The following is a 25,797-nucleotide window of genomic DNA, read 5'->3' as shown; positions in this document are numbered from 1 at the left end:
GCTACCAAGTCGCTTAAGATTTTTTAGGGGGTCTCCCACGCCTGTCTTTTAAAGCGTCTATCCCTCCTTGTTGGTAACGCTTCTCCCACACATAGAGTTTTTGCAATTGCTTCGCTACTTCTTTTTTAGTGGGCTTAATGCCCTTAAGGTTATAAAGAGCGGTAACTATAATGGGCTTTGGGACATTAAACCTTTGGATAAATTCCAAACAATCTTTTTTGAGCTGGGAGTCTTGCTTGTTTTTAGTAATATCCACATGGCTTAAATATTGCAACACGTAAAGGCGTTTTTCTTCATCTTCTTGCGCGATTTCTGGGGCTAACTCCATCCCTTGACTAACGCTTTTAAAAAACTTATTTGAAGCCTCTTGGGTAGGATAAACGCTAAAATAAGCTTCTAGTAAAGAAATCACTCTTTTTTGCTGTTCCAATAGTGCGTCTATCTTGGCGCTCAAACGATTTATTTTACTTTCCATGCGTTCAATACTAACCACTAAAAATAAATAGCTATTTAATCATTAAAAATGATTGTTCTAATACCATGCTCCAAATTAAGATGTGTTTTTATGATCATGCTACAATAAAAACGCAAAATGATTTCAAAGAAAAAGGGCTTAAAATGAAAACTTTTGAAGTAATGATTCAAACCGATTCAGAAGGGTATTTGGACGCTAAATTTGGCGGTAACGCTCCTAGAGGGTTTCTCAATCCAAACGGCTTACCCACTTATTCGCCTAAAATCTCATGGCAAAAAGTAGAAGGCGCTCAAAGCTATGCGTTAGAACTCATCGATCATGACGCTCAAAAAGTGTGCGGCATGTCGTTTGTCCATTGGGTCGTGGGCAATATTTCTTATAATGTTTTAGAAGAAAACGCTTCCATGATGGATAAAAGGATTGTTCAAGGGGTCAATTCGCTCACTCAAGGCTTTATCCGTTCTTCTCTCAATGAAAGCGAAAAACAACGCTCCAACCTCAATAACAGCACCTATATCGGCCCCATGCCCCCTAATGGTGATCACCATTACTTAATCCAAGTGTATGCCCTAGACATTCCTAAACTCGCCTTAAAAGCCCCTTTCTTCTTAGGCGATTTGCATGACAAAATGCGCGGGCATATCATCGCCATAGGGAGAAAGGAATTTCTATACAAGCAGTTTGTGAGAAAATAGGCTGCATGCTTGTAGCTATTCTTTCGCTAAATTGAATTTTTGATACATTTCTAAAATTCTCTTTTCATCTAGCATGCTTTCTTCAATCCTTGTGCCTATCAAATCGGCATGGTGCTTTTTAAAATCTTTTAAAGGGATTAAATCATTATAAACAAGAGCGTTTCGCCTCTTTTTAGCTAAAGGGAAGTGCCATTGCACGAGTTCTTTATCCTTAATATGATGTTTATCCTTAAGCTTTAAAGTTTCATAAGCATCACCATGATATTGCCAAATTTCAAAAGGCTCACAATCGTTATAAAATAACCAATGATCTCCCCATGCGTCTAAAAACCCAAAATCCCCATCATTACGCATAAACACTTCAAAATCTTGCACCACAAAATTAATGCGCGAATACATCACAACCTCTTTAATGCTCTTAGGGATATAAAAACTTTCATAAAGTTTTTTAGCGTCATAAATATGATCACAATCAATTTTGATAACCCACTCATTTTTAGGGATAAAAGAAAGCGTATAATTACAGCAATGATAGAATTGGTGCCACAAACTTGGGCAATCCTTTAGTATAACTTCATAAGGATAGCTGATAGGGATAAATGAGGGGAACTTTTTACAAAACTCTAAAATCACTTCTTTAGAGCCATCATCGCAATCATTAAAACCAATGACCCCCCTTTGAATGGCAGGAAGCATAGAAAACAAACTCTCTTCTAAAGTAACGATTTCATTTTTAACTCTAATAAAAGCCCATGGGTTTAGAGGGCTTTTAGGGTTTTGACTTTCTTTATCATAGTCAAAATAACCTGAATGCGTGGGATTGGGTAGAGTTAAAGTGGGATGGATAACCCTATCTTCTAAATGCCCCCCCCCCCCCATAATTATAATTAAGAGAACTATTTTTATAAATACTCTTATTGCGTTCAATGAAACTTTCATTACTTAAAGAAGCGATAGCCAAAAACACGCTTTCTTGATGGTCATGGTTGAATAAAGCTTTTTCTTGAAGAGAATGAAGTTTTTTAGCCTCTAACATTTCCTTAATTTCATGATTGATTTCATCATAAATATTTTTGGTCCCTTTTAAACTACGAACATATCTGACCACAAAAGGCATTCTCTCTTTAATAAAACCCTTGATTTTATTTTTTAACCCCATAAAAACTCCTGATTGAAATAAAACGCTACTAATAGCAAAATCTTATTATACTACACTCTCGCTACATTTCCAAAACGCTCCCTAACTTCCTTATCTAGCGCCAGCACTTCATCTAAATTAGAGAGCTTGAAAGGCGTTTTAGCGTATGATTCTAGGGCTTGAGAAATGGTTTTGATAAGCCCACCAAAAGCGATCTCTTTGTTCAAAAACTTCTCTATCGCCACCTCATTGCTCGCATTCAGCACCACGCCAAGCTTTGGGTTTTCCAACAACAAGTCTTTATAACGCCACAAAGTGTAGCGCTCCATGCTAATGGGTTCAAATTTAATTGCGCTTAAAGCGTATAAATCTAGGGGCTTGATAGACGCGCTCAAAGAAGCTAATTTAGGGTTAATGGCATAGCTTATGGGTAATTGCATGTCCGCGCTCGCCAAATGCACGATGATAGAGTTATCTTCAAACTCCACCAAAGCATGCACGATAGAACTCCTTTCAATCAGCGCATCAATCTTTAAAGACGCGCCAAAAAGCCAATAAGTTTCTAGGATTTCAAAAAGCTTATTGACCATGCTCGCTGAATCAATGGTGATTTTAGATCCCATGCTCCAATTAGGGTGCTTGAGCGCGTTTTGCGCGTTTTGAATAGGAATGAGTTCTAAAGGCGTGTCCCTGAAAGCCCCCCCACTCGCACTAATGATTAAGGATTTAGGCTTTAAAGCCTTGTTTTGCAACAACGCCCACAAACCAAAATGCTCGCTGTCAATGGGCGTGATTTGTGAAATGTCTAATAAATGCCCCGCGCTCACCAAACTTTCTTTATTCGCTAGGGCTAGTTTTTTGTTAGTTTGTAAGCTTTTAAAGCTCGCCCTTAATCCTGCCACGCCCACAATGGCGTTAATGACTAAATTTGAAACACACTCTTCTATCATCGTATCAATGCCCTCTAGCCCTACAAACACTTTCGCGCCCAAAGGCTCTAAAGCATTCAAATCGTTAGGATCTAAGATTGCCACTTTCTTGGGTTTGAAAACTTTGATTTGCTCATTGATTAAAGCGATATTTTTCCCACAGCTCAAGGCTTCTATTTTTACCTTGAATTTTTTTGCGATTTTTAGGGCGTTTTTCCCAATAGAGCCAGTGCTTCCTAAAACAACCATTCAATCCCCTAAAAACACCGCCGTTTCTTTCCAAACTTCTAAAAAATACAACAACACATGCAAGCCTAAAGCCCCAAAAAGCATGGAATCCAATCGGTCTAAAACGCCCCCATGCCCGGGCAAAATCTTACCGCTATCTTTGATCCCGACCTTTCTTTTCAAATAGCTTTCATACAAATCCCCAAACACCGCCACAAGAGCGATTAAAAAGCTGAATAAAAGCGCCATAAAAAAGCCTCCGCTCAATTTCCCCATGCCCACAAACGATCCTAAAACGCTCGCCAAAACCACGCCAATCAACGCACCCTCTAAGGTTTTATTTGGTGAAGTGGGTGTGAAAGAGGTTTTGCCTAAAAGCTTGCCTCCAAAAAACGCCCCCACATCGCTTGCAACCACCACGACTAAAAGCCAAATGATCGCTACTGCACCAAAATCCTTATAAACCCCAAAAAGCGCAAAAAACCCAACGCCCGGGTATAAAAAGGGTAAAATGGCTTCGCTATGGTGCGCTTTTTGATAAGCGATGATGCTAGCCATGACCATCGCGCTAATAAGAGCGCATTCTATAGGGTGCCCGTTAAAATACGCTGCTACCCATGACAACACTAAAATGAGATACAAACTAAAGCTCGCTTTAACTTGAAATAGTCTTAACGCTTCAGAAAACCCTGCCACATAAACCCCCCCTAAAACCGCCCAAAACAACAACAAATTGTCCGCATACAAAATCAATCCTGCCACAATGATTAAAACAAACCCTGTAATGTAACGAGATTTTTCTTTAAATAACTCTTCTTTCACTTTTTTCCTTAATCAATTAATCAATTAAATACCAGCGAAACTAAAAAATAACTAAACGCGCTAATCAAAACAACTCCTACCAGATTAAGCCACAAACCGGCTTTAATCATGTCCGTTATTTTAACATACCCAGAGCCATAAGCTATCGCATTGGGTGGGGTGGCTACAGGGAGCATGAACGCGCAAGTCGCGCTCAAGGCTACAGGAATGGTCAATAACAAGCTCTGATGATTTTCATAACCCATGCCCATCGCAACCCCTCCAATCACCGGTAAAAACGCCGCAGCGGTGGCGGTGTTAGAAGTGATTTCGGTTAAGAAAATGACCATTAAAGTTACCATGAAAATAATGAATAAAATCGGTAAATGCGAAAAGCCAGAAACTAAATGCCCGATCCACAAACTCAACCCGGTTTTAGAAAATTGCGCACTCAAGGCTAACCCGCCGCCAAATAAAAGCAACACATCCCAAGGGAGTTTTTTAGCAACACCCCAATCAATGAGCCTATCGCCCTGATGATTAGCGGGCAAAATGAATAAAAGCACAGAAACCCCCATAGCGATCACTGAATCAATTTTATCTATTTTAATGCCCCAAGATTTTAAGATCGTATCTAAAAAAATCCACCCTAAAGACGCTAAAATAAAAATAACGCCCACAGAGATTTCCGCCCAACTCAAACGGCCTAATTTTTTTAACTCTGCCCTAATGACTTCCTTACCCCCTGGGATTTCTTTAATCTTTAAAGGGAAAATCACATAAGTGAGCAAGAGCCACGATAAAATGAGCATGATGAAGGCTAACGGCGTCCCAAACACCATCCACCGGGCAAAATCAATTTCAATATTGAAAGCGGTTTTCATATAGCCGGCTAATAAAGCGTTAGGCGGCGTGCCAATAAGAGTGCCTAAAGAGCCAATAGAAGCCGCATAAGCGATGCCAAGCATCAAGCAAATACTGAAATTCGTGCGATAAATGATGGTCTTTTCTTGAATGACTTGAGAAATATCTTTGCCCTTATGCACGATATTTCCCATAATACCCCCATGCACTTTGGTGATTTCTTCTTTTTGATGCCATGAATTAGAGGCGTTTTCTTTGCCCACAAGTTTAGCGACTAATTGCAAAACGCTCATGCCAATAGGGAGCATCATCACCGCCGTTGCGGTATTGCTCACCCACATAGACAGAAAGCCTGTAGCTATCATGAAACCTAAAATCAATCTCCTAGGGCTTGTGCCTACTAATAAAATAATGCTTAAAGCGATGCGTGTGTGCAAGTTCCATTTTTGCATACTTAAAGCTAAAATAAACCCTCCCATGAAAAGAAAGATAATCGGCGATGCGTAAGAAGAGCTAACGCTAGAGAATTGATCCACGCTAAAGACGCTAAAAAGCACTAAAGGTAAAAGCGCGGTTGCGGGCAGGTCAATGGCTTCAGTCATCCACCATATCCCCATTAAAACAGCCACCCCAGCCACAACAGGCATCGCTTTATAATTTAAGGAATGAAGCTTGGGGATTTCTTCTACAATATGAGGCAGTTGAGCGTTTAAAGCGTAATAGATAATGAGCGCGATTAACACTCCCCCTATTAACCCCAACAAGCGCACGATCTTAGTGCTTTTATCATCGGTGCGCGTATCTGTATGCGTATTGGCATGCGAATGATTTTCCATTTTATTTTACCCTTTAAAATTACTAACCTCCATGCTACAATAAAACTTTTTCAAAACTAAGATTTTAGAAAAATCATATTAAAATAGGAAAAAGAGTGGTAAAAGAAAGTGATATTTTAGTGATTGGTGGGGGGCATGCAGGCATTGAAGCGAGCTTGATTGCAGCCAAAATGGGGGCTAGAGTGCATCTAATCACCATGCTCATAGACACGATCGGTTTGGCGAGCTGTAACCCGGCGATTGGAGGCTTGGGTAAAGGGCATTTGACTAAAGAAGTGGATGTTTTAGGGGGGGCTATGGGGATTATTACGGATAATAGCGGTTTGCAATATCGTGTGTTAAACGCTTCTAAAGGGCCGGCAGTTAGAGGGACTAGAGCGCAAATTGATATGGATACTTACCGCATTTTTGCAAGGAATCTTGTTTTAAACACCCCTAATTTGAGCGTCTCTCAAGAAATGACTGAAAGTTTAGTCATTGAAAATGATGAGGTAGTGGGCGTAACCACGAATATTAACAACACTTATAAAGCTAAAAAAGTGATCATCACCACAGGCACTTTTTTAAAAGGGGTGGTGCATATTGGCGAGCACCAAAACCAAAACGGGCGCTTTGGGGAAAACGCTTCTAATTCTTTAGCCTTGAATTTAAGAGAGCTTGGCTTTAAGGTGGAGAGATTAAAAACCGGCACTTGCCCAAGAGTGGCGGGCAATAGCATTGATTTTGAAGACTTAGAAGAGCATTTTGGGGACACAAACCCTCCCTATTTTAGCTATAAAACCAAAGATTTTAACCCCACCCAACTCTCTTGTTTCATCACTTACACCAACCCTATTACCCACCAAATCATCAGGGATAATTTCCACCGAGCCCCCCTATTTAGCGGTCAAATTGAAGGCATAGGCCCAAGGTATTGCCCTAGCATTGAAGATAAGATCAACCGCTTCAGCGAAAAAGAACGCCACCAGCTGTTTTTAGAGCCTCAAACCATTCACAAAAGCGAATATTATATCAACGGCTTAAGCACCTCTTTACCCCTAGATGTGCAAGAAAAGGTCATCCACTCTATCAAAGGCCTAGAAAACGCCCTCATCACGCGCTATGGCTATGCGATAGAGTATGATTTTATCCAGCCCACGGAATTGACCCACACTTTAGAAACCAAAAAAATCAAAGGGCTTTATTTGGCCGGGCAAATCAATGGGACTACCGGCTATGAAGAAGCAGCGGCTCAAGGGCTTATGGCTGGGATTAATGCGGTATTAGCCTTAAAGAATCAAGACCCCTTTATTTTGAAACGCAATGAAGCTTATATCGGCGTGTTGATTGATGATTTGGTTACTAAAGGCACGAATGAGCCTTACAGAATGTTTACCAGCCGAGCCGAATACCGCTTGCTTTTAAGAGAGGACAACACGCTTTTTAGGTTAGGCGAACATGCCTATCGTTTAGGGCTTATGGAAAAGGATTTTTATGAGGGATTAAAAAAAGACAAACAAGAAATACAAGACCATCTCAAACGCCTTAAAGAATGCGTCCTTACCCCCAGTAAAGAAGTGTTAAAACGCTTGAATGAATTAGACGAAAACCCTATCAATGACAAGGTTGATGGCGTTAGCCTTTTAGCACGCGATAGTTTTAATCTAGAAAAAATGCGCTCCTTTTTCAGCTTTTTAACGCCTTTGAATGAGCGGGTTTTAGAGCAGATTAAAATTGAATGCAAGTATAATATTTATATTGAAAAGCAACACGAAAATATCGCTAAAATGGATAGCATGCTCAAAGTTTCTATCCCTAAAGATTTTGTGTTTAAAGGCATTCCAGGCTTAAGCTTAGAAGCGGTAGAAAAGTTAGAAAAATTCCGCCCCAAAAGCCTTTTTGAAGCCTCAGAAATCAGCGGAATCACCCCGGCGAATTTAGATGTTTTGCATTTATACATCCATTTGCGAAAAAACTCTTAAAGGATTTTAATGGACGCTTTAGAAATCACCCAAAAGCTCATCAGCTACCCCACCATCACGCCCAAAGAATGCGGTATTTTTGAATACATTAAATCGCTTTTTCCTAATTTTAAAACTCTAGAGTGTGGGGAAAATGGCGTGAAAAACCTTTTTTTATACCGCATTTTTAACCCCCAAAAGCATACAAAAGAAAAGCATGCAAAAGAAAATGTTAAGCCCTTGCATTTTTGCTTTGCAGGGCATATTGATGTCGTGCCTCCTGGAAATCATTGGCAAAGCGATCCCTTTAAACCCATTGTTAAAGAGGGGTTTTTATACGGCCGTGGGGCTCAAGACATGAAAGGAGGCGTGGGGGCGTTTTTGAGCGCGAGTTTAAATTTTAACCCTAAAACCCCTTTCATGCTTTCTATTTTACTCACAAGCGATGAAGAAGGGCCAGGGATTTTTGGCACTAGGCTTATGTTAGAAAAACTCAAAGAAAAAGATTTGCTCCCTCACATGGCGGTTGTGGCTGAACCCACTTGCGAAAAAGTCCTAGGCGATAGCATCAAAATCGGCCGAAGAGGCTCCATTAATGGCAAACTCATTTTAAAAGGCACTCAAGGGCATGTAGCTTACCCGCAAAAATGCCAAAACCCCATTGATGCGCTCGCTTCTGTTTTGCCCTTGATTTCAGGAGTTAATTTAGACGATGGCGATGAATATTTTGACCCTTCAAAATTGGTTATCACCAACTTGCATGCAGGGTTAGGAGCGAATAATGTAACGCCCGCAAGCGTAGAAATTATTTTTAATGCGCGCCATTCTTTAAAAACCACCAAAGAAAGTTTGAAAGAATATTTAGAAAAGGTTTTAAAAAGCGTGCCTTACACTTTAGAATTAGAATCAAGCAGTTCGCCTTTCATCACGGCTTCTCATTCAAAGCTTGCCAGCGTTTTAAAAGAAAATATTTTAAAGACATGCCATGCCACCCCCCTTTTAAACACCAAAGGCGGCACGAGCGATGCACGATTTTTTAGCACTCATGGCATAGAAGTGGTGGAATTTGGCGTCATTAATGATAGGATCCATGCCATTGATGAAAGGGTGAGCTTGAAAGAATTAGAGCTTTTAGAAAAAGTGTTTTTGGGGGTTTTAGAGAATTTAAGCGAGAAATAAATGGGTATAATAATGGTTTTGGCGTAAGGATTTTTCTTTTAACACCAACGCCTTTTTCGCTGATACAATCACCAAACCAACTCAAGCCTTAGCACGCTTGCAATCCCATTTATTGTAACCTTTATAAGAGTGGGGCAATGCTTGACAAAGTAACCAAAGCTTGCTATAACCCAATTCGCCCTTTTTTTGTTTGAAATGCTCCTTTTGTTTTTAGTTAAATTTCTTAAGGGCTTTTACCAAAGCCACTCTTAAAAGGGTGGCGGTTCAATCAATTTTTTAAAACAAAATCTTTTAATACAGCTTTTAGAAGTATCCCTTTTAGCATAGCAATCCAATTCAAGCAGCACGCAGTCATTAAAAAAATAATTTTTTCTTTATCTCATCAAAGGTTCAATAAGGCTTTAATCGTCAATATTTGATTATAATTATAAAGGATTACATTTTTTTAATAGGAGATATATCATGCTAGGAAGTGTTAAAAAAACCCTTTTTGGGGTCTTGTGTTTGGGTGCGTTGTGTTTGAGAGGGTTAATGGCAGAGCCAGACGCTAAAGAGCTTGTTAATTTAGGTATAGAGAGCACAAAGAAGCAAGATTTCACTCAAGCTAAAACGCATTTTGAAAAAGCTTGTGAGTTAAAAGATGGCTTTGGGTGTGTTTTTTTAGGGGCGTTCTATGAAGAAGGGAAAGGAGTGGGAAAAGACTTGAAAAAAGCCATTCAATTTTACACTAAAGGTTGTGAATTGAATGATGGTTATGGGTGCCGCCTGTTAGGCAATTTATACTATAACGGGCAAGGCGTTTCTAAAGACACCAAAAAAGCCTCACAATATTACTCTAAATCTTGCGAACTAAACCATGCTGAAGGGTGTATGGTATTAGGAAGCTTATACCATCATGGCGTAGGCACGCATAAGGATTCAAGAAAGGCTCTTGATTTGTATGAAAAAGCTTGCGATTTAAAAGATAGCCCGGGGTGTATTAACGCAGGATACATATATGGTATAGCAAAGAATTTTAAGGAGGCTATCGTTCGTTATTCCAAAGCTTGCGAGTTGAATGATGGTAGGGGGTGTTATAATTTAGGGGTTATGCAATATAATGGACAAGGCACAGCAAAGGACGAAAAGCAAGCGGTAGAAAACTTTAAAAAAGGTTGTAAATCAGGCGTTAAAGAAGCATGCGACGCTCTTAAGGAATTAAAAATAGAACTTTAGTTTCAATGAAGTTAAGCTAAACTTTAGCTGGCTTTTACGCTTTTTAATGTTTTAATGAAAGCATAAACCCCACGAATTAATCTTTTAATCATAATAAGCTTTTATCGCACCCATTCATTGCCACTTTTAGATTAGCGCTTGAAGGGTTTAAAGCGTTTATTCAAACCCTTAAAAGGGTTTTAACCCTTACAACGCTTTCAATAGCACGCTATTTAGGCGTTCGTTAAAGCTTTTAGCGTCTTTTAAAGCCCCTTTTTCTAAAAGCTTCGCCCCATCATAAAGCAACCAGATAAAAGCGCTCAACTGCTCTTTATCTTCGCATTTTAAGAGTTTTTGTAAAATCGCATGGTTAGGGTTTAATTCTAGCGTTTTCTTGCTTTCAGGCACGCTTTGGCCCATTTGACGCATCCAATTAGCCATCATCGCATTTTGTTCATCGCCTATTAAAGCCACCGCTGAAGTGAGATGGTTAGAAAGCTCTACGCCTTTAACCTCATCTTTAAGATTTTCTTCAAACGCTTTCATTAAATCTTTAAACTGATTCTTTACTTCATCGTTGATTTCTTCCAAACCAAGCTCTTTTAGGCTCTCGCTATGGCTAGCGTCTTTAAAGGGCGTTTTATCGTATTCATTCACGCCTGGCATCACAAACGCATCAATTTCATCGCTCAATAACAAAACATCATAGCCTTTTTGAGCGTATTTTTCTAAAAGCGGGGACGCCTTTAGCAAGTCTAAATTTTCGCCTAAAAGGTAGTAAATGCTTTTTTGATTTTCTTTTAAATTTTCTTTGTATTCTTTTAAAGAAACCAATTTTTCTTTGTCTTTAGAATAGAATCTTAACAATTCTAAAAGTTTTTCTTTGTTTTCAAAATCCCCATACAAGCCTTCTTTTAGCACTTTCCCGAAAGGCTCATAGAATTTATGGTAATTTTTTTCATCCTTGCTCAAGCGTTCAATCTCGCTTAAAATCTTTTTTACTGAAGCCGAACGGATATTGGCTAAAATCTTGTTTTGCTGTAAGATTTCACGGCTCACATTCAAGGGTAAATCTTCGCTGTCAATCACGCCTTTAACAAACCTCAAATAAGACGGCAGCAATTCTTTGTCATCGTCAGTGATAAACACCCTTTTAACATAAAGTTTGACCCCGCTTTTATAATCCACCCTAAACATGTCAAAGGGTGCTTTGCTAGGGATGTAAAAAAGCGTTGTGTATTCTAAAGAGCCTTCCACTTTATTATGGATATAGCTCAAAGGTTCGCTGTTATCATGCGCAAACGATTGGTAAAACTCTTTGTAATCTTTGTCTTTCAACTCGCTCTTATTCATTTTCCATAAAGCGCTCGCTTGATTGATCTGATCGCATTTTTCTTCTTTAATTTCTTTTTGATTATCCCCTTCGCCCTCGTATTTCGTATCGGTGTAAGTTAAAAAAATAGGGAAAGGGATATGCTCAGAATACTTTTTAACAACGCTATCAATCTCCCAACGGCTCGCAAAATGAGAATCTTCATCTTTTAAAAAGAGGGTGATTTCTGTGCCTTGCTCCTCTTTGATGCACTCGCTGATTTCAAACTTGCCCTTACCATCGCTCACCCATGCATAAGCTTGCTTGCTATTTACCTTTTTGGTTTGAACGACAATCTTGCTCGCTACCATAAACGCTGAATAAAAGCCCACGCCAAATTGGCCAATCAGCGCGCTATCTTTTTTCTTATCCCCACTCAAAGCGCTTAAAAAACTCTTCGTTCCTGATTTAGCGATCGTGCCTAGATGCTCAATGAGATCGTTTTTATCCATGCCTATACCATTATCTTTGATCGTTAAGGTTTTTTTCTGGCTATCAAAACTCAAATGAATGCTAGGCGTGATATTCAGCCCTTTTAATTTCTCATCAGTCAGCATTAAATAATTCAGCTTGTCCAAAGCGTCGCTCGCGTTAGAAATCAACTCTCTTAAAAAAATCTCTTTATTAGAATACAAAGAGTGGATCATCAAATCCAAAAGCTGGTTGATTTCAGTTTGGAAGGTGTATTCTTGATTAGACATTGATCTTTTCCTTTAATAAAATTTTTAAGATTATACAATAAAAGCGCGCTTAAAAGGGGTATGACATGGCTTAAAAAATAACATGAAAGAATGTTTAATTTTTTAAAAACGATAGCTCATAGAGCTCATAAAATAGCTTCTATCTTGAATGGTTTGAGCGAAATCAGGGTTGTAGCCGCTTGTAAAAAACCCTACCTTATAACCCTTATGCATCGTGATTTGATAGCCATTAAACATTAGCATTAAATAGATATGTTTTTTAATGTTATATTTAAAAGTAACCCCTAAGCTTTGCGAATTGGCCCTTGGGGAATAGGTCAATTTCCCATACAATTGCACCAAAAGATTCTTAATACTCTTCCCTATAAAAGCGTTAATGGTCATGGAATTAGCGTTGTAAAAATTGGAATAAGCGTCTTCATAAGGGGTGTCATCTTTAGTGTCATAAAAAGGATCAATTGGTGAGCCGTTCCAACCTAATTGAGCGCTCCCGTTCCCAAAATTCTTATACACGCTCCAGCCAAAAAGATAAGATCGAAAATGCACCCTTTGAAACACAAACAAACTTGCGCTTTTTTTCCCTATTAACGAAGCTCTGTAATAATCTTTAGACAAATAATCGCTATAAAGGGGGAACCATGCGTAAAAAGTCGTTTGGATGCGCCAATCAGATTTCCAATAAGATTTTGTATCATGGGTGATTTCAAATCCAGGAGCGTTAAAATTCTTAGGGTAAAACCAAATAAAAGGCGCGACCCTAATGTATTTATTTTCGTAAATGAGGTTTAAATTGTGCATGCCGTAGTTGGTTTTTTGCTTGTAATTGACAGGAGCGTAAAAATCTCTAATATATTGCTCATTAGCTAAAGCCCTTCCAAAGGTGCTAAACCACTCTATCCTAAACTTTTTCCACCTATAAAAAAGCTCAAACCCTTGATTAAACCCACTCAAAAACAAAGCTTTAGAGGGGTAACGCCCTAATTTAATCCCAAAAATATCCTTATATTGATAATCTAAATACAAATTGTATAACACATAGGGCCTGGCGTTTTGCGCCTTTTGCTCTCTGGTCCAATTTTGGCTGTGTTGCATCAAATAGCCCTCCCATCGCCCCATATAATACCAGTTCGCCGGCTGAAACCCTGCCTTAGGGTCGGCTTCATCCATCAAAAACTTCGTGGAATCATAAGCTAACGATCCTATTTCGCCCCCCACCCCAAAACCCAGTTTGTGGTTTTCAATCCCTTTAGGGAGCAAACTAGAATCAACTTGTAAAGCCCCAGTAGTGGTTACATAACTCCCTGTAGGATAAATCCCTTTTTTGGAATTGATAACCGACTGATTGAAAGCGATGCGCGAAAATGATCCCACTCTCGCGCTGATTTGATACTCAAAAGCGTTGAGAAAAACCCCATTCAAAGCTAAAAACCCTAGCCAAACTTTTTGATTAAGCACCCTTTTATCAAACACCTTTTTATTGAAGTCTAATATTATGCCATAAAACAAACTCGCAAGTCGCTCGCTCCTCGCTCATTGTAGAAAAAAAAAAAAAAAACGATAAAATCACAAAAACCCCCCTTTTTTTAGCGGGTTCAATTAAAGATTTAAGGATTGTGCATGCAAGAGATTGTCCCTATTGTTGTGGCTTTTGATAATAATTATTGTATCCCTGCTGGCGTGAGCTTATTTTCCATGCTAGCAAACGCCAAACGAGAGAGAGAGTAAAACTCTTTTATAAAATCCATTGTTTGGTGGAGGGTTTAAGCCCAGAGAATATAGACAAATTAGAAGAAACGATCGCTCCTTTTAGCGCTTTTTCTAGCATAGAGTTTTTGGATATTACTGATGAAAAATTAGAACCACGCCATAATTACCGCAAACTTGACCCTTTAATAGCTGGTGGAATTAAAAAATTGCATTTAAAACTCAATTCTTTTTCTCAAAAACGCTTTTCTAAAATGATCATGTGCCGTTTCTTTTTCGCTTCCCTTTTCCCCCAATACGATAAGATGATCATGTTTGATGTGGATACTTTGTTTGTGGGCGATATTAGCGAGAGTTTTTTTATCCCCCTTGATGATCATTATTTTGGGGCTGTGAGAGAAAAAGATTTGATCGCTATGAACAGGAATTCGGCTAAGGATTTATACGAATTACGCCAAATGCACGCAAAAAGCATTGGTGTCGCTGACGCTTTCCCTAATTTAAAAGAAGCTCAAATCCTTTTTGACAACTACTTTAACGCCGGGTTTTTAGCCTTAAATTTAAAATCATGGCGTAAAGAAAATCTTGAAAACCAATTGATGGGATTTGTCCTTTTGAAAAATGAAAAACTTTTATTTAGCGATCAAGATGCTCTGTGTTTTGTGTGCCGTGGTAGGATTTTAGAATTGCCTTATTCATACAATGCCCACCCTAGTTTCCTTGATACGCCCTCATTCCCTAGCGTTAAAGAAGCGCGCATGCTGCATTTTTGGGGCGATAAACCCTGGAAGCTCTTCAGCGTCATTGGCGCGAAAAAATGGCATGAAGCGTTGATTCAAACGCCTTTTAAAGACGCCTATTTTAACGCTCCTTTTTTGGATCACCTTTTTGAATCCTTTCAAAACAGGGATAAAGAAATCCACGCTCTTAATAAAGTCCTGTCTTTTTCAGACAAACGGCATTCTTTTGAATCTCTTCTGCCTAGGCTTTCTTCTAAACTCCTTATAGAATTTTTGCTTTTTAAAGCCAAACAAAAAGTGAAGCGATTGATTAAAAGGGTTTAAAAAACCCTTTCAAAACTAATGCGAGCAAGCATGGGTTTGTGTGGGCTGGATGTCTTTGTTATCGGCTAATTTTTCCTTTTCTACTTTTTCTAAAAAAGCGTTCAAATCTTGCGCCATTTTTTCAAAAATCTTAGCACTCACGCTATTAGGGTGAGAAATCACAATCGGTTCGCCCCTATCCCCCCCTAAACGCACTTTAGGCTCTAAAGGGAGCTTGGCTAAAATCTGCGTGTGGTAAGCTTCTAGCAACTCATTCATGGAATTTGATCCAAAAATCTCGCTCTCTTTCTTGCAATGCTCGCACACAAAACTCCCCATGTTTTCTACAATGCCCGCAATAGGAATGTGTAGTTTCTTAAACATGTCCAAACTCCGTTTCGCATCATCCAAACTCACGATTTGAGGCGTAGTAACGGTGATTCCTGCGCTCAAAGGCACAGCTTGGGCTAGCGTGAGCTGCGCATCGCCTGTTCCTGGGGGCATATCCACCACCAAAACATCTAAATCCCCCCAAATAATATCGCTTAGCATCTGCTCAATCGCTCGCATGAGCATGGGCCCTCTCCAAATGAGACTCTGCCCCTCATCATACAAAAGCCCCATGCTCATCACAGAAACGCCAAAAGCTTTTAAAGGAATGAGTTTTTTACCGCTAGGATCCATGATCACATCAGCGTTTTGTAAGCCCATCATTCTAGGGATATTAGGGCCATACACATCAGCGTCTAGTAGCCCCACTTTTTGGTTTAAATTCGCTAGAGCGATGCTTAAATTCACGCTGGTAGTGCTTTTACCCACACCACCCTTACCCGAGCTTATCATCACTACATGCTTGATATTTTTCGCCAAATTTTTAGTGGTGGGCTTTGGGGCTTGCGGTTTAGGCGGGGTTTTAATATCCAAATTCAAAGCCTTCACGCCCATTTTTTGCATCGCTTTGGAGATATTTTCCCTTAAAATCGCGCTCGTTTCTTCAGAGCTTGAGGGGATTTCTATTAAAAGCCCTAATTGGTTGTCATGCAAAGCGATGTTTTTGACAAAACCAAAGCTGACAATATCCTTTTCAAAATTAGGGTAGATGATCGTTTTTAACGCGCTTAAGATATCTTCTTGGGTGAGCATTTTAATCCTTAAAATGATAGTATTTGAATTTTCTTTATAGCATGTTTTGTTTAATTTTGCATTATAAATTGAGTTTGAGTTTTTAAAAAGGATAAGGCATGAAACTTTATAAGCGTGTTTTGAAATTGCACCAATTTAGGAATTTGGGTAAAAAATCGCCTACGGAGTTGCTTTTAAATTCAAGTTTTGAAAAGCATGGAGAGTTGGTGATCTTGGTGGGGGAAAATAATGTGGGCAAGAGCAATATTTTAGAGGCCTTGAAGGCGTTTAATGATACAGGTATCAAACTCTGTAATGAGAACGATTATTTCAAAGCCCATGAATTTGAAGACGCTGTTTTGAGCCTGGAAGAAGAAACAAGCCGTAACAATGAAACCATAGATTTTTCTTGCGTGGATTTGAAGATCCAAACTAAAGAGATTGGCGAGGGTTTAAAAGAATTATCAAAAACGCTAATCAGTTATCCTTTTAGTGTTTTTATAGGGGGTTTTATCAATCTTATCATGTCTTATGGTGTATTAGATTCGTTTTTAAAATTCTACAAAGAAAAATTAAAATTGAGCACATTTTCAACTAAACAAAACCACAATTTACTTTTCAAAAAATTAATCAAACATTTAAATGGCAGTAGCGAACTTATTAAAAATTTTTGTCAGTGTGTAAGAGAAATCATAGAGTGCAATACTCCAAATAAAAATCACAAACCCAATCAATTTTTTATAATAGGGAAAAACAGACAAAATCAATTAGCAGAAATTTATTCTCATTTTGAAAAACTTAGTGCAAGTGAAGTTAAATCACAAGATATGGGAGACATCTTAAAAAAGCTAAAGAGTTTAGATAATCTTTTTAAGACTATTGACTTTAATACAGAATTCATACCAAAAACTGAAGTGAAAGATATTATTAAAAAAATAGACGAAAAATACCCTATCAATGAAAATTTTAAAAAACAATTTGAGGAGTTCGAATCACATGTTAAACACCTTAATGAAATGAGAAAGGATTTTGAGCGAAAAAAAGAGTCGCTGATTCAAGAGATTGAAGATTACTGCAAAAATCAAAAAACGCTAGAGTTTAATTATGATGTTTTGCTAGACAATATCCAACAAATATGCAAAGAGTGTGCAGTAAGTCATGCTATTAATGATGAGTCTAAAGATATGAAATACATGATGTGCCAGTTTTATTTGGAAAAAATGGAATTGTTATCAAATTCAAAAATTAGGCGATACCAATACGATGATCTTTTAAAATCAGCAAGAAAATCTCTGTGGGAGAGTATAAAAACTTTAGATGAAAAGAGTGGCGTTCATTTGTTCCCCAAAAATATTGATGAAATCAAGCAAAAATTTGAAGCAAACAAGGAAAAATTCCAACAAAGTAAAAATTATTCTGAGTTCGCAGAATATTGCCGAAAGTGTAATCCTTATACAGCGTTTCAAGGTTTAAGAAACAGAGTTAATTTTCCTTTGAAAAATCACTCATTGGATAAATTTGTGCCAACCATGAAAGAATACAAAGAGCTAAAAATCACAGATAACGATCTTAAGACTGCATTATTGACTTGCCTTGATTATTCTTCCCCTTCTGAATTTGACCAATCGGATTGGTTCTTTAGAAATTCATTATTTAGAAAAATGGATTTTCATCCTAATACAATTTGGAATACTTTTGGGAAAATTTTGAATTATAAAAATTTTGATCAAAAAGACTTGAAATATGAACAAGCGTTAGAAATAATGTTTGATAAAAATAATGATTTAGAAGTTTATTCTATTTATAATAAATTGTTCAATATCCCTAAAAAATACTTGCAAAAAATCAACCAAGAATCACTAAAAGAGATCAAACAATCAAAATATCCTTTTAACATTGAAGCAAAAGGCGAATACAATAATAATGTATGGCAACTTGAATTTTTTAATGATAAAAGCTCTCTTTTATTTAAGGTAAATTTTACAGAAACATTAGAAAATATTGCAGAAATCCTGGAATACAGCATGCAATCAAGAATAGATTCTTTAATCGCAAAAGAATTTAATGAGCTTTTAGCGATCACTCAAGATAGTCCTCAAGATAATTACCAATTAAAAATTCGTGTCCGACACAACAATAAGTTTTTTAGAGAGAAATGCACGGCATATGAAATAAAACTTGAAATTTATGATTGCAGAAAATCCGACAATCAAAAACCAATCATTTTGAGCCAGCAAAGCACCGGCTTCCAATGGGCGTTTAATTTCATGTTTGGTTTTCTCTACAATGTGGGATCAAATTTTAGTTTTAACAAGAATATTATCTATGTTATGGACGAGCCAGCTACCCACTTGAGCGTGCCAGGAAGACGAGAGTTTAGAAAGATCTTAAAAAAATACGCCCACCAACATAATACCACTTTTGTTTTAGCCACCCATGACCCCTTTTTGGTGGATACGGATCATTTAGATGAGATAAGGATTGTAGAAAAAAAAGAAGAAGGCTCTGCGATTGAGAATACCTTTAATTATTCCCTAAAAAACGATGCAAACAGAAACTCCGATGCCCTAGATAAAATCAAACGCTCTTTAGGGGTGAGTCAGAATGTCTTTCACAACCCCCAAAAACACCGAATCATCTTTGTGGAAGGCACCACCGATTATTGCTATTTGAGCGCTTTCAAATTGTATTTCAATGAGCGAGAATTCAAAAACGACCCCATTCCTTTCACTTTCTTACCCATTTCAGGGCTTAAAGCTAATCCAAAAGACATGCAAAAAACCATTCAAAAACTCCGCAAATTGGACAACAACCCTATTATTTTGATAGATGATGACAGAAAAGATGGCTCTGACCCACAAAAAGCAAAAAGCAAACAATTCAAAAGAGCTAATGAAGAAAGGCTTGATCCTATCACAATCTTACAGCTCTCAAGTTGCGATGAAAATTTCAAACAAATTGAAGATTGTTTCAGCGCAAACGATAGAGAAAAATACGCCAAAAACAAACGCATGGAATTGGTCATGGCGTTCAAAACAAGGCTCTTGTATAGCGAGAAAGATGATGTGGTGGGTGAAGAAACAAAAAAGAATTTTCTAAAATTATTTGAGTGGATAAAAGAAAGAGTAAAACAACCCAACGATTAGAAAAGGGTATATCAAATTTGATTATAATACCCCACAAATATTATAAGTGAAAGGATTTTGATGTTTAAAAAAATGTGTTTGAGCTTGCTAATGATAAGCGGTGTTTGTGTGGAGGCAAAGGATTTGGACTTCAAGCTGGATTATCGTGCGACCGGGGGGAAACTCATGGGGAAAATGACGAATTCCAGTCTTTTAAGCATCACTTCTATAAACAATGAACCAGTGGTGATTAAAAATCTTATTGTTAATAGGGGAAATTCATGCGAAGCGACTAAAAAAGTGGAACCCAAATTGGGCGATAAGTTTAAAAAAGAAAAACTCTTTGATCATGAATTAAAGTATTCACAACAGATATTTTACCGCCTAAATTGCAAGCCCAACCAATTGTTAGAAGTTAAAATCATCACGGACAAGGGCGAGTATTACCACAAATTTTCTCAGTGAAACCGCCCCTTCCTCAAACAAGGGGCTTTCTAGCTAGATCGCTCCGTGAGAGCACCCCTTTCTAAAGAAAGGAGCTTCCTAACTAAAACATTCCATTGAACGCTAACACGAAAGGCTTTGTTCTTTAAAGTCTGCATGGATATTTCCTACCCTATAAAAGACTAGGGGGATTTTAACCTATTTTAGCCTAACGGCTATGTGCTTGCATCTTGCGACCTAAAGGACAGAGTTTTTTGTGCTAGTGGGATAAAATTTAAAAAAGAGTTTTGCCACAAAGCGACCAAAACCTCTCATGGAGTCTTTTGTTGGGACTGCTCTAAAGCCATTTGCGCATGCTTGCAATCCTTTTTAAAAGACTTTGTAATAAAATTAACCTTAAGAGTCGAATCAAAGGCTTCATGGCATTTTTTAAGCTTGTGATCGCGCTCTTGTGGGTCTTGCAAGTAATATTTCACTGAATGCACAAAACTAAAATGAAACCCCATAGGAGGGATACGGCTATCTGGAGTGCCTTCGCAAAAATCGCTGCAATAACTGCTTTGCGACTTTAACCCCCCCAACACCACTAAAAATAAAAAAATCATCTTTTTCATCAATACTCCTTCAATCCTTTTTACCCTCCAAAATACACCAACGCTGAACCCCAAGTCAATCCCCCACCAAAAGCGTCTAAAAGCATTAAATCGCCCTTTTTCAAACGCCCCTTTTCATAAGCTTCACACATGGCCATAGGGATACTGGCTGCTGAAGTGTTGCCGTATTTATGGACGGTTAAAACCACTTGCTCATCTTTAAAATCCAAATGCTCCCGCACCGCTTGAATGATCCTAAAATTAGCTTGATGCGGGATAAACAAACGCACATCTTCAGGTTTGAGAGCGTTTTTTTCTAAGATCATTTCCACATCTTTTAAAAGCGTTTTTACCGCTAGTTTAAACACTTCATTGCCTTTCATGTGCAAAAAAGGCTCTAAAGCTTCTTCTTTAGCGTTAAAGGGCGTGGGTTTTAGAGTCCTTGGCGTATAAAGATAATTGGAAAAATTCCCGTTCGCTGAAATTTGCACATCTAAAACGCTCTCTTTTAAACACTTGGTTCTGCCTATCACGCACGCCCCAGCCCCATCGCCAAATAAAATACAAGTCCCCCTATCTTTAAAATCTAACACGCTGCTCGTTTTTTCTGCCCCCACAATCAGCACATTTTCACACATCCCGCTCTCAACATAAGCCTTAGCCACCGATAATAAATAAATAAAACCCGTGCAAGCGGCTGAAATATCAAACGCCGGTTTGTTTTCAATGCCTAATTTCGCGCTCAACACGCAAGCGGTTGAAGGCATGGCTAAAAAATCAGGGCTTAAAGTCGCTACAACCACTAAATCAATGTCTTTTGGGGTTAAATGCGCTCTCTCTATGGCTTGTTTAGCCGCTATTACCCCTAAATCGCTACTTTTTTCTCCATCGTTAGCGAAACGGCGTTCTTTGATACCGGTCCTTTTTTCTATCCATTCATCGCTGGTATCCAAAAATTGCTGAAACTCTGCATTTTTCACACGCTCGCTTGGAACATGCATCGCAATGGATTTAAGAGAGGCGTAAAATTCCATTCAATCCCTTTACATAGTTATTTTTAAGCGTTTTGCTGATCACTTTGAGGCACAGAAACGCTAGGCTTCAAGCTCTCAAACGCCTTAGTGATTCTCAAACAAACCTGACTTTCAACAGCACTAATAGCCTGATAAATCGCGCACTCAATCGCTCTAGCGTTGCTCTTGCCATGGCTAATGATCACGCTTTTATTCACGCCTAAAAGCGGTGCTCCCCCATATTCAGCGTAATCGGTTTTTTGTTTTAAAATATCAAACGCATTCTTAAGCATCAAAGCCCCCATTTTAGATTTAAAAGAGCTTTTAATTTCATCTTTAAAAATAGAGCCTATCGCGCTAGCGACCCCTTCTGTTGTCTTTAAGACCACATTCCCCATAAAGCCATCGCAAACCACTACATCCACAACCCCTTTGAAAATATCGCTCCCCTCCACATTGCCATAAAAGAAGTCATAAGCTTTCAGCATTTTATGCGTTTCTTTAACGAGCATGTTCCCTTTAATATCTTCTTCGCCATTACTCAAAAGACCCACCTTAGGGCTATCATAGTGCAACACGCTTTTAGCGTATTCATACCCCATAAGAGCAAAATCAATCAAATATTCAGGCTTGCAATCCGTGTTCGCTCCTGCGTCTAATAGCACGCTAGGGCGTTTGCCAACGCTAGGCATTAAAGTGCAAATGGCAGGCCTTTCAACCCCTTTGATACGCCCTAAACGCAAGGTTGCTAAACCCATAGTCGCCCCGCTATGCCCCGCTGAAATCAAAGCGTCAGCCCCATTTTTTAAAATATCCATACCCAAGTAAATGGAAGATTCCTTACGCTTGATCGCCTCAGTGGCGGCTTCTTCCATTTTAATGTAATCTTGCGTGTGGATCATTTCCACTTTGCTGGCTAACTCTTTAGAAATAAAAGGGGTTGCTTTGTCTTTATCCCCCACTAAAACCGCACTAAAACTCTTATTTTCTAAAGCCCTTGAGACTCCCTCAATAACGGGTAAAACCCCATGGTCAGCCCCCATTAAGTCTATTACAATTTTCATCATGCGTCCTTAAAAGGCTTGTTGCAATCCGTTGCAATCCTTTAAAATACTTTCTATCACTAAAGATAGCTTTTATACTAGTATTCTTTAGTAAATTTGTTAATATGGTGGGGAAGCTTCCAAGTGCCATCTTTAGCTTTTATAGGCTTAGCCAACTTAACGCTATAATGCGTGCGCCTTTTTGCCGCTCTTGTCTTACTCACTCTTCTATCAGGTACTGCCATAAATTCTCCTTAATTTCAATCTGCATAATGGTAGTCCAATTTAATAGACTCCACTTCAGAGCGTAAAATCTCGCTCAAATCAATAAAACCATTGAAAGATTCAATAACATCTAAATTATCAAAATCCAAACTTTGGCTTTGCGTATCCCACAACCCGTCTGAAATATGCAAAACCAACGACTCATCAAGGCTCTTTTTAAACTCTTTACCGCTTGTATCGCAAACAAGAATCAATTCACCCTTAAGGTGTGCTTTCAAGCGGAACAATTTCACCCCCACCCGCCACAACTTCGCCCTCTAAAACCACTCCCTCATGCTCTAAAGAAAACGCTTTAGGCGCATTAAAAGCGATTTTACGCATTTCAAATTGCATGCTTATTTAAAACGCCCTTAAATCTTAAAGATCCCTAGCGGCAAAAAAGAAAGCGATTTCATTGTGTGCGTTTTCTAAGCTATCGCTCCCATGCACCGCATTAGCGTCAATGCTTTCAGCAAAATCCGCTCTGATAGTGCCTTTTTGAGCGAGTTTGGGATCAGTCGCTCCCATAAGATCTCTGTTTTTAGCCACCGCATCTTTGCCCTCTAAAACCATAACCACCACCGGACCACTGACCATAAATTCTATTAGATCTTTAAAAAAGGGTCTCTCTCTGTGGATCGCATAAAAATTTTCAGCGTCTTTAACGCTCAAATGCAAGCGTTTCATAGCAACCACTTCCAAGCCGTTACTCTCAAAACGATCAATGATCTTGCCTACCACTTTTTTCTTAAGTGCATCCGGTTTAATAATAGACAGCGTTCTTTGTTTCAATTTAAACTCCTTGTGAATTGTTGATTATACAAAAATTTTTTAAAATATTACCCTTAAAGTATTTTTTTAACGCTTAAAGAACGCTTTAATCTCTTCAGCTTTGTTGGTTTTTTCCCAAGTGAATTCCTCTAATTCGCGCCCAAAATGCCCATAAGCTGAAGTGAGCGAATAAATGGGTCTTAATAAGTCCAAGCTTTCAATAATGCCTTTTGGCGTGAGTTTGAAAACCGCTTTCACGCATTTTTCCAACTCCGCGCTTGAATACTTGCTCGTGTTATGCGTGTTCACATAAATAGACACAGGCTCTATCACCCCAATCGCATAAGCAAGCTGCACGGTCGCTTTATCGCAAACCCCACTCGCTACCAAATTTTTAGCCACATAGCGGGCCGCATAAGCCGCGCTCCTATCCACTTTGCTAGGGTCTTTCCCGCTAAACGCTCCCCCCCCATGCGGGCAACTCCCCCCATAAGTGTCCACGATGATTTTTCTGCCCGTTAAGCCCGCATCGCCTTGCGGCCCACCGATAACGAATTTTCCTGTAGGATTGACAAAAAACTTGATATTATCATGCAAATATTCTTTGGGTAAAACCTTATATACAATCTCTTCAATCACAGCTTCTTTTAAATGTTTTTGCGAAACTTCTGGGGAATGCTGGGTAGAAATGACAATCGTATCAATGCTTACAGGCTTGTTGTTTTCATAACGCACGCTCACTTGAGATTTGCCATCAGGCCTTAAAAAAGGCAGAGTGTTGTCTTTTCTTTTTTGAGCCAGAGCGAAAGTGAGCTGGTGCGCTAAATGAATGGGTAAGGGCATGAGCGTTTCAGTCTCCTTGCACGCATAACCAAACATAAGCCCTTGATCCCCTGCCCCAATCTCGCCATCTTCTCTATCCACGCCTTGATTAATATCAGGGCTTTGCTCGCCAACGCCATTTAAAACCGCCGCGCTTCTATAATCAAAGCCATAAAGAGCGTCTGTATAACCAATCTTTTTAACCACTTCTCTTGCAATCTCTTGCATAGGGGCATAGACAGAAGTTTTTAACTCGCCAGTGATCATGCAAAACCCGTTAGAAACTAAAGTCTCGCATGCAACTTTGGCTTTTTGATCGCGCTCAATAATGTAATCTAAAACCGCATCGCTGATTTGATCAGCCATTTTGTCAGGATGCCCCTCGGTTACTGATTCAGAAGTGAAAAGAAAACTATCTTTCATTGATTGTCCTTATTAAAATAATCATTCGTATTCAAAATGGGCTTATTATAGCTCATTTCATTCTTTAAGACTTAAAAAACCCTTTAGCTTTTTGCAACAAACTCGTTTTTTGCTGTTTTCTGAAATTCGTTCGTAAATAAGCCAGGAAATGGTGCCATTCATGGATTTCCATAGCAGGGATCGCTCCGGCAAAATTAGTGTTAGGGGGCAAGTCTTTACCCACCGCGCTTTTACCCCCAATTTGAGTGAATTCGCCCACATGCAAATGCCCCCCAATGCCCACTTGCCCGCCAAAAACCACATTACGGCCAGTGGTTGTAGAGCCGCTCAAGCCCACTTGAGAAACGACGATGCTGTGCTCGCCTAAAACGCAATTATGCCCGATTTGAACCAGGTTATCAATCTTAACGCCCTCTTTAATCAAAGTCTCACCAAACACCGCCCTATCAATCGCCGTGTTAGCCCCAATTTCTACATTTTTTTGAATCCTAACAATCCCCACATGCTCAATTTTGACATGCTCTCCTAAAGCGGTGTGCGCATAACCAAAGCCATCGCCTCCAATCACACTGCCTGCATGGATAGTAACGTTGTCTTCTAAAATCGTGTTTTGATACAAAATCACACGAGGATACAAAACACAATTTTTACCGATTTTGACCCCATCAGCGATCACCACGCCCGGATAAATCAAAGAGTTTTCGCCAATTTCTACGCTCTCTCCAATCACAACATTAGGCATGATCGTTACTTTTTCAAAATGTTTAGGCTCATTCACGCTTTCTGGGTTTTTAAAAAAAGGGATTTTAAAGGCATGCGAAGCTTTAGCAAAGGCTAGATGCGGGTTATCCACGATTAAAGCTTGCATGTGTTTTGGCACTTTAGAAGATTCTTTTTTACGGATAAACACCGCCCCGGCTTGTGAATCTTTTAAAAGTTTAAGGTAGCGCGTTTGATCAATATAGCTAATATCATTAGGCGTGGCCTTATCCAATTCCGCTAAAGCATGCACTTCAAAATCGTTTGAAAATTCCGTTTCAATAGAATAGGCGCTTAACAATTCGCTTAACTTCATCAA

23 protein-coding genes and 2 pseudogenes are annotated in these 25,797 nt (G+C 38.9%); 8 read left to right on the top strand and 17 right to left on the bottom strand.

All coding sequences use genetic code 11. The annotated features are described in order from the left end of the window. Window positions 1-13: 13 nt before the first annotated feature. Window positions 14-475 (bottom strand): helix-turn-helix domain-containing protein, encoded by a 462-nt coding sequence (locus P6280_RS02880; protein ID WP_283236936.1) that lies wholly within the window; start codon window positions 473-475, stop codon window positions 14-16. Window positions 476-618: 143 nt separating this feature from the next. On the opposite strand from P6280_RS02880, the gene P6280_RS02875 reads away from it, so the two are divergent. Next, entirely contained in the window at window positions 619-1,170 is a 552-nt protein-coding gene (locus P6280_RS02875; protein WP_128481581.1) for a YbhB/YbcL family Raf kinase inhibitor-like protein, read from the top strand. Window positions 1,171-1,185: 15 nt separating this feature from the next. Here the strand turns inward: P6280_RS02875 and P6280_RS02870 are convergent, their stop codons facing one another. The 5 genes from P6280_RS02870 to P6280_RS02850 are packed head-to-tail and all read right to left on the bottom strand — an operon-like array spanning window position 1,186 to window position 5,966. Further along, entirely contained in the window at window positions 1,186-2,049 is an 864-nt protein-coding gene (locus tag P6280_RS02870) for a beta-1,4-N-acetylgalactosamyltransferase (protein WP_180392981.1), read from the bottom strand. Beyond that, window positions 2,021-2,329: a beta-1,4-N-acetylgalactosaminyltransferase gene (locus P6280_RS02865; RefSeq protein ID WP_283236935.1), complete on the bottom strand. Its 309-nt coding sequence runs from the start codon at window positions 2,327-2,329 to the stop codon at window positions 2,021-2,023. The genes P6280_RS02870 and P6280_RS02865 overlap by 29 nt, the downstream gene beginning before the upstream one ends. A gap of 50 nt (window positions 2,330-2,379) precedes the next feature. Next, a complete protein-coding gene (gene dxr, locus P6280_RS02860; protein ID WP_283236934.1) occupies window positions 2,380-3,486 on the bottom strand; it encodes a 1-deoxy-D-xylulose-5-phosphate reductoisomerase in 1,107 nt (368 codons plus the stop codon). Next, complete coding sequence (locus P6280_RS02855; protein ID WP_283236933.1) at window positions 3,487-4,287, bottom strand: phosphatidate cytidylyltransferase; 801 nt, start codon at window positions 4,285-4,287, stop codon at window positions 3,487-3,489. It abuts the gene before it with no gap. 20 nt (window positions 4,288-4,307) lie between these two features. Continuing rightward, window positions 4,308-5,966: an SLC13 family permease gene (locus P6280_RS02850; RefSeq protein ID WP_283236932.1), complete on the bottom strand. Its 1,659-nt coding sequence runs from the start codon at window positions 5,964-5,966 to the stop codon at window positions 4,308-4,310. Window positions 5,967-6,061: 95 nt separating this feature from the next. Here P6280_RS02850 and mnmG point away from each other — a divergent pair, with 95 nt between their 5' ends. From mnmG to hcpA, 3 genes are all read left to right on the top strand, one after another. After that, on the top strand, window positions 6,062-7,927 hold the full coding sequence (gene mnmG / locus P6280_RS02845) for a tRNA uridine-5-carboxymethylaminomethyl(34) synthesis enzyme MnmG (protein WP_283236931.1): 1,866 nt from the start codon (window positions 6,062-6,064) through the stop codon (window positions 7,925-7,927). 9 nt (window positions 7,928-7,936) lie between these two features. After that, window positions 7,937-9,085, top strand: coding sequence for a succinyl-diaminopimelate desuccinylase (gene dapE, locus P6280_RS02840; protein ID WP_283236930.1), 1,149 nt, complete (start codon window positions 7,937-7,939; stop codon window positions 9,083-9,085). Window positions 9,086-9,547: 462 nt separating this feature from the next. Further along, the gene (gene hcpA, locus P6280_RS02835; RefSeq protein ID WP_180650188.1) at window positions 9,548-10,300 is read left to right on the top strand and encodes a Sel1-like repeat protein HcpA; all 753 of its coding nucleotides are present in this window, start codon (window positions 9,548-9,550) and stop codon (window positions 10,298-10,300) included. A gap of 186 nt (window positions 10,301-10,486) precedes the next feature. Here the strand turns inward: hcpA and htpG are convergent, their stop codons facing one another. After that, complete coding sequence (gene htpG, locus P6280_RS02830) at window positions 10,487-12,352, bottom strand: molecular chaperone HtpG (protein WP_283236929.1); 1,866 nt, start codon at window positions 12,350-12,352, stop codon at window positions 10,487-10,489. A 102-nt stretch (window positions 12,353-12,454) separates the two neighbouring features. Continuing rightward, a complete protein-coding gene (hofA, locus tag P6280_RS02825) occupies window positions 12,455-13,807 on the bottom strand; it encodes an outer membrane beta-barrel protein HofA (RefSeq protein ID WP_283236928.1) in 1,353 nt (450 codons plus the stop codon). A 162-nt stretch (window positions 13,808-13,969) separates the two neighbouring features. Here hofA and P6280_RS02820 point away from each other — a divergent pair, with 162 nt between their 5' ends. Together P6280_RS02820 and P6280_RS02815 are read left to right on the top strand one after the other, a co-directional pair. Further along, complete coding sequence (locus tag P6280_RS02820) at window positions 13,970-14,077, top strand: glycosyltransferase family 8 protein (protein ID WP_001156388.1); 108 nt, start codon at window positions 13,970-13,972, stop codon at window positions 14,075-14,077. Window positions 14,078-14,103: 26 nt separating this feature from the next. After that, the gene (locus tag P6280_RS02815) at window positions 14,104-15,120 is read left to right on the top strand and encodes a glycosyltransferase family 8 protein (protein ID WP_283237453.1); all 1,017 of its coding nucleotides are present in this window, start codon (window positions 14,104-14,106) and stop codon (window positions 15,118-15,120) included. A gap of 15 nt (window positions 15,121-15,135) precedes the next feature. Here the strand turns inward: P6280_RS02815 and P6280_RS02810 are convergent. After that, window positions 15,136-16,376: pseudogene (locus P6280_RS02810) on the bottom strand (Mrp/NBP35 family ATP-binding protein). Here P6280_RS02810 and P6280_RS02805 point away from each other — a divergent pair. Together P6280_RS02805 and P6280_RS02800 are read left to right on the top strand one after the other, a co-directional pair. Further along, on the top strand, window positions 16,341-19,367 hold the full coding sequence (locus P6280_RS02805; protein WP_283236926.1) for an AAA family ATPase: 3,027 nt from the start codon (window positions 16,341-16,343) through the stop codon (window positions 19,365-19,367). The pseudogene P6280_RS02810 and the gene P6280_RS02805 sit on opposite strands and share 36 nt — an antisense overlap. A 60-nt stretch (window positions 19,368-19,427) precedes the next feature. After that, window positions 19,428-19,811: a hypothetical protein gene (locus P6280_RS02800; protein WP_283236925.1), complete on the top strand. Its 384-nt coding sequence runs from the start codon at window positions 19,428-19,430 to the stop codon at window positions 19,809-19,811. Window positions 19,812-20,101: 290 nt separating this feature from the next. Here the strand turns inward: P6280_RS02800 and P6280_RS02795 are convergent, their stop codons facing one another. The 8 genes and pseudogenes from P6280_RS02795 to lpxD form a co-directional block, all read right to left on the bottom strand. Then, window positions 20,102-20,404 (bottom strand): hypothetical protein, encoded by a 303-nt coding sequence (locus P6280_RS02795; RefSeq protein ID WP_001868657.1) that lies wholly within the window; start codon window positions 20,402-20,404, stop codon window positions 20,102-20,104. Between the two features lie 20 nt (window positions 20,405-20,424). Next, entirely contained in the window at window positions 20,425-21,417 is a 993-nt protein-coding gene (locus P6280_RS02790) for a ketoacyl-ACP synthase III (RefSeq protein WP_283236924.1), read from the bottom strand. A 23-nt stretch (window positions 21,418-21,440) separates the two neighbouring features. Continuing rightward, window positions 21,441-22,460, bottom strand: a complete 1,020-nt coding sequence (gene plsX / locus P6280_RS02785) for a phosphate acyltransferase PlsX (protein WP_283237452.1) — start codon at window positions 22,458-22,460, stop codon at window positions 21,441-21,443. 77 nt (window positions 22,461-22,537) lie between these two features. After that, entirely contained in the window at window positions 22,538-22,684 is a 147-nt protein-coding gene (gene rpmF, locus P6280_RS02780; protein ID WP_000290428.1) for a 50S ribosomal protein L32, read from the bottom strand. 15 nt (window positions 22,685-22,699) lie between these two features. Then, window positions 22,700-23,057, bottom strand: a pseudogene (locus tag P6280_RS02775) (DUF177 domain-containing protein). Between the two features lie 24 nt (window positions 23,058-23,081). Further along, complete coding sequence (gene ndk / locus P6280_RS02770; protein WP_000813744.1) at window positions 23,082-23,495, bottom strand: nucleoside-diphosphate kinase; 414 nt, start codon at window positions 23,493-23,495, stop codon at window positions 23,082-23,084. Between the two features lie 66 nt (window positions 23,496-23,561). Beyond that, window positions 23,562-24,719 carry a methionine adenosyltransferase gene (gene metK / locus P6280_RS02765; RefSeq protein ID WP_000655155.1) on the bottom strand — a complete coding sequence of 386 codons (1,158 nt, stop codon included), beginning with the start codon at window positions 24,717-24,719 and terminating at the stop codon, window positions 23,562-23,564. 64 nt (window positions 24,720-24,783) lie between these two features. Beyond that, the gene (gene lpxD / locus P6280_RS02760; RefSeq protein WP_283236923.1) at window positions 24,784-25,794 is read right to left on the bottom strand and encodes a UDP-3-O-(3-hydroxymyristoyl)glucosamine N-acyltransferase; all 1,011 of its coding nucleotides are present in this window, start codon (window positions 25,792-25,794) and stop codon (window positions 24,784-24,786) included. Window positions 25,795-25,797 lie beyond the last annotated feature (3 nt).

Source organism: Helicobacter sp. 219-2 (assembly GCF_030053225.1).
In the GTDB taxonomy this organism is placed as follows: Bacteria; Campylobacterota; Campylobacteria; order Campylobacterales; family Helicobacteraceae; genus Helicobacter; species Helicobacter pylori_C.
Note: the sequence above shows the minus strand (reverse complement) of the source record. Positions and strands in the feature narration are given on the sequence as shown.

Coding starts and splice junctions, on each gene's coding strand:
- P6280_RS02880 (WP_283236936.1), bottom strand. CDS start 475: ATGGAAAGTAAAATAAATCGTTTGAGCGCCAAGATAGACGCACTATTG.
- P6280_RS02875 (WP_128481581.1), top strand. CDS start 619: ATGAAAACTTTTGAAGTAATGATTCAAACCGATTCAGAAGGGTATTTG.
- P6280_RS02870 (WP_180392981.1), bottom strand. CDS start 2,049: ATGGGGGGGGGGGGGCATTTAGAAGATAGGGTTATCCATCCCACTTTA.
- P6280_RS02865 (WP_283236935.1), bottom strand. CDS start 2,329: ATGGGGTTAAAAAATAAAATCAAGGGTTTTATTAAAGAGAGAATGCCT.
- dxr (WP_283236934.1), bottom strand. CDS start 3,486: ATGGTTGTTTTAGGAAGCACTGGCTCTATTGGGAAAAACGCCCTAAAA.
- P6280_RS02850 (WP_283236932.1), bottom strand. CDS start 5,966: ATGGAAAATCATTCGCATGCCAATACGCATACAGATACGCGCACCGAT.
- dapE (WP_283236930.1), top strand. CDS start 7,937: ATGGACGCTTTAGAAATCACCCAAAAGCTCATCAGCTACCCCACCATC.
- hcpA (WP_180650188.1), top strand. CDS start 9,548: ATGCTAGGAAGTGTTAAAAAAACCCTTTTTGGGGTCTTGTGTTTGGGT.
- htpG (WP_283236929.1), bottom strand. CDS start 12,352: ATGTCTAATCAAGAATACACCTTCCAAACTGAAATCAACCAGCTTTTG.
- P6280_RS02820 (WP_001156388.1), top strand. CDS start 13,970: ATGCAAGAGATTGTCCCTATTGTTGTGGCTTTTGATAATAATTATTGT.
- P6280_RS02805 (WP_283236926.1), top strand. CDS start 16,341: ATGAAACTTTATAAGCGTGTTTTGAAATTGCACCAATTTAGGAATTTG.
- P6280_RS02800 (WP_283236925.1), top strand. CDS start 19,428: ATGTTTAAAAAAATGTGTTTGAGCTTGCTAATGATAAGCGGTGTTTGT.
- P6280_RS02795 (WP_001868657.1), bottom strand. CDS start 20,404: ATGAAAAAGATGATTTTTTTATTTTTAGTGGTGTTGGGGGGGTTAAAG.
- P6280_RS02790 (WP_283236924.1), bottom strand. CDS start 21,417: ATGGAATTTTACGCCTCTCTTAAATCCATTGCGATGCATGTTCCAAGC.
- plsX (WP_283237452.1), bottom strand. CDS start 22,460: ATGAAAATTGTAATAGACTTAATGGGGGCTGACCATGGGGTTTTACCC.
- rpmF (WP_000290428.1), bottom strand. CDS start 22,684: ATGGCAGTACCTGATAGAAGAGTGAGTAAGACAAGAGCGGCAAAAAGG.
- metK (WP_000655155.1), bottom strand. CDS start 24,719: ATGAAAGATAGTTTTCTTTTCACTTCTGAATCAGTAACCGAGGGGCAT.
- lpxD (WP_283236923.1), bottom strand. CDS start 25,794: ATGAAGTTAAGCGAATTGTTAAGCGCCTATTCTATTGAAACGGAATTT.